General features: G+C 28.6%; 13 protein-coding genes. 5 read left to right on the forward strand and 8 right to left on the reverse strand.

The features are described from left to right. Window positions 1-95 precede the first annotated feature (95 nt). The 5 genes from N456_RS13255 to N456_RS25025 form a co-directional block, all read right to left on the reverse strand. A complete protein-coding gene (locus N456_RS13255) occupies window positions 96-1,142 on the reverse strand; it encodes a hypothetical protein (protein WP_062057931.1) in 1,047 nt (348 codons plus the stop codon). Then, window positions 1,123-1,506, reverse strand: coding sequence for a hypothetical protein (locus tag N456_RS13260; protein WP_062057933.1), 384 nt, complete (start codon window positions 1,504-1,506; stop codon window positions 1,123-1,125). The genes N456_RS13255 and N456_RS13260 overlap by 20 nt, the downstream gene beginning before the upstream one ends. 4 nt (window positions 1,507-1,510) lie before the next feature. Beyond that, window positions 1,511-2,143: a cupin domain-containing protein gene (locus tag N456_RS13265; RefSeq protein WP_062057936.1), complete on the reverse strand. Its 633-nt coding sequence runs from the start codon at window positions 2,141-2,143 to the stop codon at window positions 1,511-1,513. Between the two features lie 142 nt (window positions 2,144-2,285). Beyond that, window positions 2,286-3,041, reverse strand: a complete 756-nt coding sequence (locus tag N456_RS13270) for a sulfite exporter TauE/SafE family protein (RefSeq protein WP_062057939.1) — start codon at window positions 3,039-3,041, stop codon at window positions 2,286-2,288. A gap of 271 nt (window positions 3,042-3,312) precedes the next feature. After that, complete coding sequence (locus tag N456_RS25025) at window positions 3,313-3,453, reverse strand: hypothetical protein (protein WP_240315529.1); 141 nt, start codon at window positions 3,451-3,453, stop codon at window positions 3,313-3,315. Between N456_RS25025 and N456_RS13275 the strand changes: the two genes are divergently transcribed. Continuing rightward, window positions 3,446-5,089 carry a SulP family inorganic anion transporter gene (locus N456_RS13275; RefSeq protein ID WP_240315530.1) on the forward strand — a complete coding sequence of 548 codons (1,644 nt, stop codon included), beginning with the start codon at window positions 3,446-3,448 and terminating at the stop codon, window positions 5,087-5,089. The genes N456_RS25025 and N456_RS13275 overlap by 8 nt on opposite strands. Window positions 5,090-5,139: 50 nt before the next feature. Here N456_RS13275 and N456_RS13280 read toward each other — a convergent pair whose 3' ends face one another. Further along, entirely contained in the window at window positions 5,140-6,105 is a 966-nt protein-coding gene (locus N456_RS13280) for a peptidase associated/transthyretin-like domain-containing protein (RefSeq protein WP_062057945.1), read from the reverse strand. Between the two features lie 366 nt (window positions 6,106-6,471). Here N456_RS13280 and N456_RS13285 point away from each other — a divergent pair, with 366 nt between their 5' ends. After that, on the forward strand, window positions 6,472-7,299 hold the full coding sequence (locus tag N456_RS13285; RefSeq protein ID WP_240315531.1) for a DMT family transporter: 828 nt from the start codon (window positions 6,472-6,474) through the stop codon (window positions 7,297-7,299). Window positions 7,300-7,439: 140 nt separating this feature from the next. Here the strand turns inward: N456_RS13285 and N456_RS13290 are convergent, their stop codons facing one another. Together N456_RS13290 and N456_RS13295 are read right to left on the reverse strand one after the other, a co-directional pair. Then, entirely contained in the window at window positions 7,440-7,691 is a 252-nt protein-coding gene (locus N456_RS13290) for a hypothetical protein (RefSeq protein WP_062057948.1), read from the reverse strand. 165 nt (window positions 7,692-7,856) lie between these two features. Beyond that, the gene (locus tag N456_RS13295; protein WP_062057952.1) at window positions 7,857-8,996 is read right to left on the reverse strand and encodes a PQQ-dependent sugar dehydrogenase; all 1,140 of its coding nucleotides are present in this window, start codon (window positions 8,994-8,996) and stop codon (window positions 7,857-7,859) included. A 276-nt stretch (window positions 8,997-9,272) separates the two neighbouring features. Here N456_RS13295 and N456_RS13300 point away from each other — a divergent pair, with 276 nt between their 5' ends. The 3 genes from N456_RS13300 to N456_RS13310 all read left to right on the forward strand — a co-directional run bounded on the left by N456_RS13300 (window position 9,273) and on the right by N456_RS13310 (window position 13,814). Further along, entirely contained in the window at window positions 9,273-10,793 is a 1,521-nt protein-coding gene (locus N456_RS13300; RefSeq protein WP_062057955.1) for a serine hydrolase domain-containing protein, read from the forward strand. 609 nt (window positions 10,794-11,402) lie between these two features. Continuing rightward, window positions 11,403-11,882 (forward strand): hypothetical protein, encoded by a 480-nt coding sequence (locus N456_RS24875; protein WP_062057958.1) that lies wholly within the window; start codon window positions 11,403-11,405, stop codon window positions 11,880-11,882. Window positions 11,883-12,296: 414 nt separating this feature from the next. Beyond that, window positions 12,297-13,814 (forward strand): HTTM domain-containing protein, encoded by a 1,518-nt coding sequence (locus N456_RS13310; protein WP_062057961.1) that lies wholly within the window; start codon window positions 12,297-12,299, stop codon window positions 13,812-13,814. Window positions 13,815-13,932 lie beyond the last annotated feature (118 nt).

The raw sequence follows: 13,932 nt of genomic DNA on the forward strand, positions 1-13,932 counted from the left end.
TATGTTTAGATGTTTATGATCTATTGATTTATACAGTATGCTTGTTTCTTAAACATTTTATATAATGATATTCTCCTAAGAGATTTACGGGTTCTCTAGCGGTATGATTTTACTCTGTTCATCCAGTTTTTTGAGTAATTTAGCAAGGAGAAATTAGTTTTAGTAACTAACACTTCTTTTAAAGATTGTTCTTTTTCTTTATTTATTAAATAATTTTCATCTTTATGGAACTTATAAATATATTCTTTGGCAACATATTTATAAGATTTCCATTCATTCTTAATTTTAGAAGAGTGGTTAGAAATTGACCATTTCTGAAAACCATCACTTTTAAAAAAATGAAATACATTAGATTCTAAATCGATAGCTGTTCTATTAATTCCATGTACTAGTCTCATAGATACTGTTTGCCATTTTAAGGAAAAATTTAGCCACCATAGATAGTCATATAGTGTAATAATTTTAATAGGAGATTTTTTTAGTTGGGGTTCTATAAAATCTATAATTGAAGCACTAAATTTATCAGTACCTAATTTTCTAGAAATAATGAATTCTAAAATTTCTTCATATGGTCTAAATGCTTCTTTTGTTATTATAGTATGTTTAAGCTTATCACTACCAAATATCTGATCTCCATGTTCGCCTGTAACAATTACCTCATGGGAGTGTATATGGTTTAAGATAGTTGTTTGTATAAACTCTACATCTAGTTGATCTTTGATAATTTTTTGATAAAAAGTAGGATATTCTAGTATTGATTCTTTAGATAATACTATTTTTAATCGATCAATTTCATTAATTTCTTTTAGGTTATTAATTAAAGAAACAAGCGCTACAGTAGAATCAATTCCTCCAGACCATAAAATTTTAATTTTAGAATTAGTAGTATTGATAATTTCTTTGGCTCTTTCATTACATAATTCTTCGAAAGAAAGAGAGAAGCCTGAAGTTATAGGAATACTGTCTATAATTGAAAAATTAATGCCCGTATCTAAGGTGTTTGTTCTATCAATTAATGTAGTTCCAAAAAACAAACAGCTTTTTAAATATATTGGATTAGCATTTTTAGTCCATATTCTATTGCTAAAAAGCTTTTTTTTGGAGATATAGTGAATATTTTTATTAGGAGTTAACAAAGGCATTCTGAGGTAAGGATTTACAGATTTCTATGTATTTTTTTAATTTTTCTTCGATTAATGATTCTTCAAAATCAGGTATTGAAGAGGTATATAGGCCTGAAAAATTTATTTTGTTATTAGTTTTAGTAATTCGCAGCAGTAAAAACCTTTTTTTGAAAATCCAAAAACCGCTGCTAACAGCTTCAATAAGCCAACTGTTATTTTTTTGCTTTAACCTATAGGTAACATTATATTTTTTTATAAAAGAACCAGATTCATAAGTAACCATACGTTCTCTTAAGAGAAAATCTTTGCGATTGGTTTTACACATTTCATTAAAATCACTAAGAAATGTTTCTATAATGCGATTGATATTTTCATTTTTCATATGACTAGATAATTACTGTACCATTAAACATAGGGTGATTTTTTTCAAGACTTCCAACAGAAGAAAAGATATGAAGAGGTATTGCTATTAGTGGTTTTTCTGTATTTGTTTCGAAATGATGAGGACACATTGGTTCTAGAATACATATTGTTCCAGGTTTTAAATCAGTAACCATATTGTTATTCTCAATTCCCACAATACTTTTTCCAAATCCATCAAGAATTAGTACTACTCTAAAGGTAGAATGGATATGATGTTCTTGCTCTTTACTAAAAGGTGGCATCTTTAAATACTGCAATGTAGGATCTCCTAATCGTATTGGGTGAAAAATTTGTTTAGTAGAGCACCCATTTACATAAGGAAGCGTAGTTACTCCACGTAATGAAGAACTTGCCTCTGGATGCATATATCCTCTTATAACAGTAGCTAAATGATTAGATTCTATTAAACAAGGTCCTTTTAGAACTTTAGCGTTCTTTAACTGATCATCAAAAAAGAATATAGAATCTCCTTTTTCTACATTAATTTTGTGATTTCCAATATAGGTTTTGAAAAAATAAAGTTGATCAAGGTCACTTTCATAAACATCAGAGATATCTGTATGAAAGTAATGAGCTCCGAATGTTTTATTTGTCATTAATTATAAAAATTTATTTAAAAATTTTCAAATATACAAGAACCTTTTACTTAATGATACAATTCAACTATAAAGTAAATTCAGAAAGTTTGCATTCTTAGGTAAGATTTTTATTTGGTTTCTTAGTATTAATGGGGTGTACTTAATTATCTACCCATAATTTAATAGCCATAGCGATGACCATAATAATTAAGAATATTTTTACTAGTCCATCTCCTTTTTTAACTGCCCATCTACTAGCAAACCACCCTCCTGTAGCATTTCCTATTGCAAGAATGAACCCATATAGATAATCGATTTGATTAGTATATGCAAAAATAGCTAATGCTCCAATAGTATATATGAAAACTACCAATACCTTAACAGCATTGGATGATACCAAGTTTAGATGATTAATAGAAGTTAAAGCTAATAATATAAGCATTCCAACACCAGCTTGTATAAATCCACCATAAATTCCAATAAAGAAAAAAGCAATACACGATAGCCATAGATGTTTTCCAGTAATTCTTTCGGTTAGTTCTAGAACATTCATTTTAGGTTTAAAGACCATAAAAAGCACTACAGCTACCATTACTATTGCTAGGATTCTATTAAACGTCTCTCCTTTTATGTCAACTGCTATTTGAGCACCGATCAATGAGCCTATAAGTGCACATATACCTATATAAAGCCCGAAAAGTTTGGGTTTGATGCCTTTACTTCTAAATCCAGCGATAGAAAAAATAGACTGAATAAAAATACCTATACGATTTGTTCCATTGGCAACAGCAGGAGGTAATCCCATAAAAATTAGCATAGGTAATGTAAGTAAAGAACCACCACCAGCGATAGTATTAATTACACCAGCTATAAAACCGATTACTGCTAGAATACAGAGAAGTATAATTTCATTCATCAGAATTTTTTCTATATGTTAAAAAAAGTGAGATATTTGGCATGTACAATGGATTTAAATACTACATAATCGTATTGCATTAGCTAAATTACTTAATTAAAATACATTTTTCTCGATCAAAATTAAAATCGATCAAATTTTATACGTAACGGCAGTACTAAAATGAGATCTTAAAATAAATTAATGAAGAGTATGTATGCCATTTTTGTGTTTAAATTGATGTGATTTTAAATTCTTTTGGTATAACTTATTAAACTATCGTAGATTTACATTATAAATCAAAAATAACTACAAGCGTTAAAACACTACATAAAATAATTCCGTTTCTTACGATTTTTAAGGATAAGGAGTATACTACTTCTTTATTTAAATCAGATACTATTGCTGGTATTACAGTAGGAGTAGTGCTCATACCACAAGCTATTGCTTATGCATTACTTATGGGGGTTCCTCCAATTTATGGATTATATGCTTGCTTAGTTCCTTTATTACTTTATGCATTTTTTGGTACATCTAAGCAATTAAGTATTGGTCCAGTAGCTGTTACTGCAATTTTGGTAATGAGTGGAGTAAGCCAGTTAGCTGATCCGTTTACGCAACGGTTTATAGAACTGGTTGTGTTTTCTGGATTCCTTATAGGAGTGTTGCAAATTATTATGAGTGTGCTACGGATGGGTTTTTTGGTAAACCTTATTTCTCAACCTGTTATTTCTGGATTTATATCTGCTGCAGCAATTATAATTATCGTTTCTCAATTAGAACAAGGTATGGGAATTGCCATTCCTGATTTTAAATACACACATCAAACAATTTGGTATGTTCTTAGTCATTTTATGGAAGTGAACTGGGTTACATTTGGAATTTGTTTATCTTCTATTGCTGTTATTATTATATTAAAAAAGTGGAAAAAATCTTTTCCAGGAGCACTTGTAGTTTTGGTTGTTATGACTTTAGCAACTTATGTTTTTGGGTTACACACAAAAGGATTGTCTGTTATTAAAGATGTTCCTAGTGGGTTACCATCTTTTAGTATTCCTAATATGGACTATGATACACTGATTACTCTTATACCATCAGTATTAACTGTTACATTTATAGGGTATGTAGGAAGTATAGGTATTGCCAAATCGATGGAAATGAAGAATAGAGATCATGTTATACGCCCCAATCAAGAGTTATTTGCTTTAGGTATTTCTAAAATTATAGGGTCTTTTTTTCAGGCAGTTCCGTCTTCGGGAAGTTATAGTAGAACAGCAATTAATGATGAAGCAGGAGGGAAGACAGCTGTTTCATCTATTATAGCAGCAATAATGGTGATACTTTCTTTATTATTCTTAACATCATTTTTCTATTATATACCTAAAACAGTTTTAGCAGCAATTATATTGGTTTCTGTGTTTGGATTGATTAACTTTAGTGAAGCGGTCTATTTGTTTAGGCTTAGAAGACGTGATTTTATTGTAATGTTAATTACTTTTTTTGGCACATTAATTTTTGGAGTAGAAAAAGGAATTTTTATAGGAGTTTTATTGTCTTTTGTTTTTTTACAATATTATAGTGCTCGCCCGCATATTGCAGAGTTAGTAAACATACCAGATACTAAATATTATAGAAATATAAATAGATTTCCGAATGCTACTCAATCAGATGTGTATTTGATTATTAGGTTTGATAATCAATTGTATTTTGGGAATTCAGGTTATTTTAAAGATGCTGTTTTGACATATCTTTCTGAGCGTAAACGATTACCAATTTTTTTGATTCTTGATAATACTAATATGCATGATATAGATAGTACAGGGCTGCATGTTCTAGAAGATATTCAGCAATATCTTGATGGTTTAAATATTCAATTATTGATGGTGGGAACAATTGGTCCGGTGCGAGATTTCTTAAAGCGATCAGGTTTTACTGATGAATTAGGAATGAATCATTATTATCTTACGATTTCTGACGCGGTTGATTATGCAGAAAAAAGAACGAAGCATAAAGAAATACATAAAGCTGCTGTACAGTTTAATACAAAAAGAAGATCTTTTTTAGAATGATAATATAACGAACGTATCAAATGTTTTTTTTATTTCTAAATTATTTATTGTTAATCATTATCATATAAATGCAATTTTAAGCCCATACCATAATTGGTATTATTGTTTTTAATTAAATTATTATTGGTACTATATTCTTTATCAAAACGTTGCCAAGCTCTATTTTTGAAGAATATTCTGCGAGTAAAAGTTTTATATTTACTTATCTTATTTGTGAAGGGGAGTAGTGGTCTAAAGGTAGTAGAAATTTTAACTATACCTTTTTTAGTTTCAATCTCACTATATTTTTTAGTTTGCAATAATTTACCTTCTTTATCAGTGTATCCCATTACTTGTATTGAGACAAAAATACCATTTTTTGGGATAAAAATTTTGTATTCTGATATATCCAATTCATAATTAGACTTATCATTATTGGTTACTTTAAATATGATATCTTCATAAGGTAGTCTTTTATCAGGATAGCTATCATGATTGCTATAAAATTGCATTTTGAATATTGTAGAAAATGATTGTGTTCTTTTGGAATTTCGGTTTGAAGATTCTGTCTTTATAGGTAAATATACAGAAGCAATTTTGGTAGATTTATCAGAATCTTTAGAGAAAAAAACTGCAATTTCAGATTCTACGGTAGGAAGCCAACTTTTAAAATAATCATTATGTACTTCGGATGGAATTTTCTTAGTTTTGTATTTTCTTTTTTTCTCAGCAGTTATATATACTTCTTTAAGTTCAGCAATATTTTGAACTAATATTATTTTATTCGGTAATGAAGTTGTTGAAAGTAAAACTTCCTTATATCCAACTGCTGAAATGTATAGAGAATCTATATCAGGGTACCATTTTTTTGAGAATCTAAAATTACCATCGCCATCTGCAAACGTACCTTTTCCATTTCCAAAAGAGATAGTAGCATATGATACTGGAGTATTATGTAGAGAATCTAAAACAGTATAGGTTTGTGAATAGACACTTTGTGCTAAAAAAAGCAGTAGTAGGTATGACAGCTTTTTCATTAGGGTAATTTGGGGTTTTAATTATCTAAAATACTAAAAAAACTTTTGATAGACTATTTTCTAATATTGTTAATTTATAATCTCAGAAAAACGCTAACTGATTTTTTATAATAAGAACTATTATCATGCCAAATAATTTATTTTAATATTCTACGAAAAATAGATGATATTATTTCTAATGATAAGAATAATTGATCATAAAAACTACCTTGATTAGACTTATGGTTTATTATATTTAATCCTTCATTGAAAAACATTAAATTACTAAATTTTGCCTCATAATCAACCCTTTTTTATAAAGAGCATACTTCATGAGTTTACTTTGGAGCTGTTAGTTTTTTATAGAGAAAAGCTTAAACTAAATAAATGAAGAAAGCACTCTATTTTATGCTTTTCAGTGCTGTTTGTTTTACAGCCATGAATTTACTTGTCAAATATTTAGTACGCTTTGGAGGTCCTCAATTAGTACTCTTTAGGGCCTTTGGTTCATTGATTTTCACAATGAGTTATTTATTATGGTATAATATCCCAATATTAGGAAACCAGAAAAAACTATTGATCTATCGTGGATTAGTGGGAGTCACTTCTATGGGATTGTTTTTTACATCAGTACATTACCTTCCTATTGGCTCTGCAGTGTCATTACGGTATTTATCACCAATCTTTGCTACTATTTTTGCAGTTTTCTTTCTTAAAGAAAAAGTAAAACCAATACAGTGGTTATTTATTTTAATGGCTTTTATAGGCGTTTTAATGATAAAAGGATTTGACGTTAACATTGATTCTTTTGGATTATTATTAGTTTTAGGTTCTGCATTTTTTAGTGGAATGGTTTATGTTTTGATTAATAAAATAGGTCGGAGAGATCATCCTGTTGTAATTGTAAATTATTTTATGTGGATTTCGGTGATGCTAGGTGGTGTTCTTTCAATTTTTAATTGGATTACGCCTATTGGAGTAGAGTGGATATTGTTATTTAGTCTTGGGGTTTTTGGATATTTTGGACAGTTATTCATGACTAAAGCATTTCAATCACAAGCAACAAATAGAATTGTATCTCTAAAATATATTGAAGTTGTTTTTACTATGATTACTGGTTTCTTATGGTTTTCTGATATCTATCCTATTATGAGTATTCTAGGAACCTTATTAGTCATTTTAGGGTTGATCCTTAATACATGGTATCGTAGGTAGTCAAATGGATATATCGTTTTGTCTTATATAACCAAGGTTAGTTTTAGATCTATTCGAATTTATAAACCAATTTAAAAAAGCAAAAAGTAGAAATCCTAAATTTACATTTTCTTCCAATTACATGAAGTATATAGGAGTTTTTAAGAAAAATCTTCTTTAAGATAAAACATCAATTTGCCTTTATCAGTAAAACTTTTAATAGCAATAATATCTCCTGTGATTTTATTGTAAATTACTTGCACAAATAGTAAGTCTACATAAAAGAAGGAATAGTAAAAATCGCGGTTTTTGTCATCTACAGTAAATAGGTGAATACCTCGATCCCAGATATCTTTATATTTATGTTCTAATTGCTTGGAATTAAACTGCTGTTCTGAAGTAATTTTATGCATAGGTTTTATCAATTTTAAGAAATGGGCATCACAATATTACGGTTTTTCCGTAATATATGCAAATTTAAGAATTATAAAATGCTGAGATACAGTGTTTATTGTATTCTGTTACATAATTGCATTCAAACAATTAGAACATCTGATTTAATAATATAAACTATAGAATCATTTAATTTTATTAATTTCTATGATACGATGAGTATTACTTGTATCTCCATAAGAATTACCATTAGTAGCGATGAAAACACGCCCTTTTGGAGATATTGCAATATCTCTAATACGCCCAAATTGTTTGTCAAAAAATGCTTTTTCTTCGATAATTTTTGTTCCATCTTTACTTAGAGTAAGTGCAATTATCTTTTGGTCTTTTAAAACAGATACAAGAAGTTTATTAGTCCATTCAGGAATTCGATCTCCTGTATAGTATATAAGATCTGAAGGAGCAATTGTAGGAGTCCAATCAAAAATAGATTCAATCACTTCTGTATTTGCTGCAAATGCTTTTTCATTAGGGGTATCTATTATACCTTTTACTTCTGACCACCCATAATTTTTGCCTGGTTTTATAATATTTATTTCATCATCAGAACTTGGTCCATGTTCTGAACTATATAGAGTACCATTAGGATGTAATGCTAGGCCTTGTGCATTTCTATGTCCTAGACTATAAATATAACTTCCTTTAAAAGGATTATCATCAGGAATACTTCCATCTAAATTTAATCTTAGAACTTTACCACTTAGAGATTTCATGTCTTGAGAAAAATTTGTATTTCCGGCATCTCCTGTAGTCATAATAAGATGCATATCAGGAGTGATAAGTATACGAGATCCATTGTGATTAGAATTAGCGGGAATTTTATCAATGAGTATAGTTTCATTAGCTAATCTATTATTAGTATAAGTAAAACGAACTAATCGTTCTAGTAGTCCATGATCTCCAGTATATGTATAGACAAGATATAAGTAAGGGTTTTTGTCAAAATCGGGATGATGAACCATACCTAGTAATCCACTTTCACCTACTTGAGCTACATTAGGGATTGTATATAGTAATTGTTGTTCTTTACTGTCAGGATTTATTCTACTAATCTTTCCGTTTCTTTCTGTTACCCAAAGAAAATTATCTGGTCCCCATACTAATTCCCAGGGAACACTAAGTGTACTCGTTAGAGTAATTATTGCTTCAACAGGTTCACCACCATCAGGATCTGGTTTTGGAGAAGTAGTATTGTCATCACTTGAACAAAAAGAAAGAGACAATGAAACTAATAAAATACTAACCGATTTCAATATTATTTTCATAACTATTTTTTTAAATAAATAAAATATTGTACATAGTAATAACTATTTTTTTTCTAAAATATTTTGCTTTTTTACAAGTGTGATGACGTTACTTTTGTTAATATTTACTTTATTATTCTTAATTTAAATGTAAAATAACTAAGATTTATTTAATTAATAAGTAGTATAATTGATAATATTTTAATATTGATTGTTTCTATTTTAAAAAGATTTAACCGATGTTACTGTAACAATTCTCAAAAAATAATATCTATAAGACTATATTAAATCATTAAAATGAAAACTGAGCTTATCCTTATTCTGATTGTTGTATTTTTAATAAGTTGTAAAAAAGAAACTAACGACACAAACAACAAGGTTATTCAAAAAACAGAAATCGATTCTGTAAAGATATCAATGGATGCTAATGCGATTTTATCTCTGCAAGATTCAGCTATTACGTCATTATCTATAGGAGTTTATAAAGATGGAAAAACCTATATAGAACATTATGGAGAGTTAGATAAGGGGAAAAAAAATTCTCCCACAAACAACACTTTTTATGAAATAGCTTCTCTTACCAAAACATTGACAGGTACTCTAATAGCACAAGCTGTATTAGATAATAAACTAAGTTTAGATGATGATATTAGAAAGTACCTTGATGGAGAATTTCCTAATTTAGAATATAAAGGTAACCCTATTTTGATAAGGCATATTCTTACACATACTTCTCGTTTACCATCTAATAATAAAGGAATTGATGAATTATTTAAACATAAAAATGATAGTATATTTTTTAAATTAAATGAAATAGAAAAACAGTATACCAAAGAGAAATACTTTAACCATTTAAAGGAGGTTGTTATAGACACACTCCCTGGGACAATATACCGATATTCTAATATGGGAGCAAATTTGATGGGACATGTATTAGAAACTGTTTATGAAAAATCATATACGACACTACTAGAAGATTATATCTTTAAGAAATCAGGTATGACAAATACTAAAATGAAACTTAATAGCCAAGAACATGATCAATTGGCAAATGCATATAATAAAGGGGTTTTAGTACCTCACCTTCCTTTATCAAAAACGTTATGGGGAGCAGAGGGTGGTCTAAAATCAACAATGCCTGATTTAGTTAAGTATATGCAGTTTCAGTTAGATACGACACAGCAAGTTGTTAAAGAATCTCATAAAAGCCTTTATACGTTTGACCAAAGTGAGGAGATCGGTTATTTTTGGAGAATAGACCATAATGAAGATGGTGTTAATTATAATCATCATGGAGGAGCATTTGGGATGAATACATATTTTTTTGTATATCCCGAGTTTAAAATGGGAATTTCAGTAACTACTAATTCTGGTGGAGTAGAAGGGAGCACGGTAATACGAGAAGTATTTGAAGGAGTGTTAGATGATATAAAACCATTTGGAAAAAAATCAATAGGAAGAGCTATTTTTTATAAATGTTTAGATACTATAGATCAAGGAATAGCGCATTATAATAAGTTAAAAAAAGATCATATAAATACATATAATTTTAAAGATGAATCAGAACTCAATACAATTGGTTATAAGCTGCTAAGAAAAGGAAAAATAGAAGATGCTATTAAGATTTTTGAATTGGCAGTATCAGAATTTCCTTCATCCTCTAATCCATATGATAGTTTAGGAGAAGGATATTTTGAAAATAAGCAATATGATCTAGCTCTCCAAAACTATAAAAAATCATTAGCATTGAATACTTCTAATGAAAATGCTAAAACCATGATTCATAAAATAGAGAATATAAATAATGACAACCTTTAAATGTAGTTCTTTATTGCAAAAATGGAACCTATATATACTAAACAGACTGCCTTATAAGGTAGTCTTTTTGTTTAATTACATCCTATTTTAAGCATAATATATTTTGATTTAAAAAAATAATGGGATGTTGTAATTTATGTTTTTTTCTTGTACTCCTTGTTTTCATTGTAATTTTAGAACACTATAAAACTATTAAATTGAAATCATCCTACTGCTACAATATCTTTTTATAGAAATATTTTAATTTATTCTAGTGTTACTATGCTTTTTTTTAAAATGTTTATAAAAATGGAATTATTCTAGGTAACAGTTTCTACTAATCTGATTTTTAAAATGAAAAAAAGCATATAGATTTTTGATACACCCCTATATCACAAGATTTTTATAAAACTAGTGTTGATTTTTGATATTTATTTAAAAATGTTAAAAGAATGCAATGTTTTAGGGTAAAATACTAAAATCTTATTAAAACTGAAGTAAATGGGTTACATAGGTATTTGTTAGATATCAATTAAATATGAGAATCGTTTAAAAAAAAGAACACATACGTTTCTCATATAACAATAAACTTAAATATTTATTAACTAAAACTTTTAATTAGAATTTATTATGAAAACAATTCATTTAACACTTACTCTTTTATTAGCTTGTTTTTTAATCGCTTGTGAAGCTAATAACATCGAAAAAGGTACAACACCGCCTGATACAAATTTGATTGATTTTTCTAAGTCAGATCTAGGTATTTCTTGTGATCAATTTTATGAATGGTCCTCGGGAATTGATTACGCTATAGGAGATAAAGTAACATATAGAGGTGATCTGTTTGAAAAAACATCTTCAGGGTGGAGATATATAGGTACTTGTAGTAACGGTGGAAACGGCGGAAACAATGGCGGAAATGGAGGCAATAACGGTGGAAACGGTGGAGACAATGGCGGAAATGGAGGCAATAACGGTGGAAACGGTGGAGACAATGGCGGAAATGGAGGTAACAACGGTGGAAACGGCGGAGACAATGGTGGAAATGGAGGCAATAACGGTGGAAACGGTGGAGACAATGGCGGAAATGGTGGAAATGGTGGAAAATAGTAATACCAAGATACTATGAATATGTGGAATTAGATGTTATCAGGTTTTACATATTTAGACTATTGATATATAAATTATCATCCTTAGGTATATATCTGAGGATGATTTTATTTTTCTTTATTATCTTATAAGATCAGTTTTTTTGTTTTAGTAATGCAAGTTATTATATGAATATTAAAAATACCTTGAAGTATATTGTTATACACTAATCCAAAGTAGAGTTTTTAGATATAAACTCGAGACATTCATTACTATTGTTTTTCTAATTAATGTTGTTCTACAAAACCCATTAATGTATAAAAGTAGATCTATCTAGAGCCCCTACTAAGCATCCTAAAAAAACTCAAAACTCATTTTATTCAAAGATATATTATACCATTATAAAATAATATAATCAGGATTAAATCGTATTTGATGCATCAAAAAATACAAAATATATTTAGCTTCGATTTACGGCTACTTGGAGTTTTTAGAATACTATTAGGTATTTTAATTATTATTGACATTATAAATCGTTCTCAGGATTTAACTATCTTTTATACAGACCAAGGGATATATCCAAGAGCGCTTTTGTTACAGAATGACTGGAATCTCTGGAATTTTTCTATTAACATGATAACAGGTAGTTATGAAGGTCAAATTATAATTTTTTTAGTTACAATTTTGTGTGCTCTAATGGTAACAATAGGTTTTAGAACAAAATTTTTCTTAATTTCCTTATACTTCTTGATAATATCTATTCATGTTCGGAATCCATACATAGTTCACGGAGGTGATTTAGTTATTAAATTACTTGTTTTTTACGCTATATTTTTACCCATTAATGCAAGGTATGCAGTAGATAAATTTAAAGAATCTTCATTACCTAAATCTAATAAAATAGTCTCTGTAGCAACAGTAATTTATATATTACAAATCGTATATATATATGTATGTTCAGGAATTCTAAAAACAGGTGTAGAATGGTCAAATGGTACAGCAATATATTACGCTTTAGAGTTAGATATATTTAGCAAACCTCTGGCAGCATATCTTAAAAATATGCCAGAGCTTATGCAATTTCTAACAAATGTTACAATCTATTTAGAAAAATTTGGTTGTATACTTCTTTTTATTCCAGTTTTTTGGAAATACTTTAGACTGATAGGAGTGTTTTTATTTGCAATGCTTCATTTTTCTTTCTTTTTATTTATGGCATTAGGAAATTTCCCTTGGGCAGCATTGATCATGTGGATAGTTGTACTACCTCCATTAGTTCCTGACTTTATTGAAAAACATTGTACTAAATATAAAATATACTCTCATCTTATTTTAATAAGAAATCAAATTAGAAAAACGATAGCCTTACCTGTTTTTAATTTAAAAATAACAGAACAAGTTTTTAATACAAAAAGAAATGGTATATCATCATTGTTTTTGATTCTCATAGGAGTAAGTGTATTTTTATGGAATATGAGTACTATTAATGTAGGATACAATTGCCCTGAATTCTTTAAAAAAGTGATTAGAATAACGGGAACATGGCAAAAATGGAATATGTTTGCCGCATCACCAATGAAAATTGACGGTTGGTTTGTAATGGATGCGCAACTTAGAAACGGTAAGCATATTGATATTTTAAATAATAAGGATACTGTTGTGTATCGTAAACCAAAAAATGTTAATGCGACTTATAAAAATGAACGTTGGCAAAAATATTTGACCACTATTGTAAGGAATCAAAACAATGAAAAATATCTCCAAACAATGGGAAGGTATTATTGTAATAGTTGGAATATAAAATATATCAATACCCCTAATGAGTTAGAAAGTTTCTCTATTTATTTTATGAAAGAAATAACTCAACCACCTAATCATCCTAAACTCAAAGCTAAAAAAACAATATTGTGGAATCACTGGTGTAAAGAAGAATTTAAAACTCGTTTTAAATGACTTTATGAAGGTTGTATTAAATTTTATTTCGATGTAAAAAAATCATATTAATTAGAGTTATCCGACAAAATAGAATTAATACCGAGAATAGTGATTTTTATTCAAAAAAGACTACCCT

This window comes from Aquimarina longa SW024 (assembly GCF_001401755.1).
GTDB lineage: Bacteria > Bacteroidota > Bacteroidia > Flavobacteriales > Flavobacteriaceae > Aquimarina > Aquimarina longa.

Excerpts from the sequence above, each read along its gene's own strand:
- N456_RS24875 (WP_062057958.1), top strand. The coding sequence starts at position 11,403 with ATGAAAACAATTCATTTAACACTTACTCTTTTATTAGCTTGTTTTTTA.
- N456_RS13270 (WP_062057939.1), bottom strand. The coding sequence starts at position 3,041 with ATGAATGAAATTATACTTCTCTGTATTCTAGCAGTAATCGGTTTTATA.
- N456_RS25025 (WP_240315529.1), bottom strand. The coding sequence starts at position 3,453 with ATGAGCACTACTCCTACTGTAATACCAGCAATAGTATCTGATTTAAAT.
- N456_RS13310 (WP_062057961.1), top strand. The coding sequence starts at position 12,297 with ATGCATCAAAAAATACAAAATATATTTAGCTTCGATTTACGGCTACTT.
- N456_RS13255 (WP_062057931.1), bottom strand. The coding sequence starts at position 1,142 with ATGCCTTTGTTAACTCCTAATAAAAATATTCACTATATCTCCAAAAAA.
- N456_RS13285 (WP_240315531.1), top strand. The coding sequence starts at position 6,472 with ATGAAGAAAGCACTCTATTTTATGCTTTTCAGTGCTGTTTGTTTTACA.
- N456_RS13300 (WP_062057955.1), top strand. The coding sequence starts at position 9,273 with ATGAAAACTGAGCTTATCCTTATTCTGATTGTTGTATTTTTAATAAGT.
- N456_RS13295 (WP_062057952.1), bottom strand. The coding sequence starts at position 8,996 with ATGAAAATAATATTGAAATCGGTTAGTATTTTATTAGTTTCATTGTCT.
- N456_RS13290 (WP_062057948.1), bottom strand. The coding sequence starts at position 7,691 with ATGCATAAAATTACTTCAGAACAGCAGTTTAATTCCAAGCAATTAGAA.
- N456_RS13265 (WP_062057936.1), bottom strand. The coding sequence starts at position 2,143 with ATGACAAATAAAACATTCGGAGCTCATTACTTTCATACAGATATCTCT.
- N456_RS13280 (WP_062057945.1), bottom strand. The coding sequence starts at position 6,105 with ATGAAAAAGCTGTCATACCTACTACTGCTTTTTTTAGCACAAAGTGTC.
- N456_RS13260 (WP_062057933.1), bottom strand. The coding sequence starts at position 1,506 with ATGAAAAATGAAAATATCAATCGCATTATAGAAACATTTCTTAGTGAT.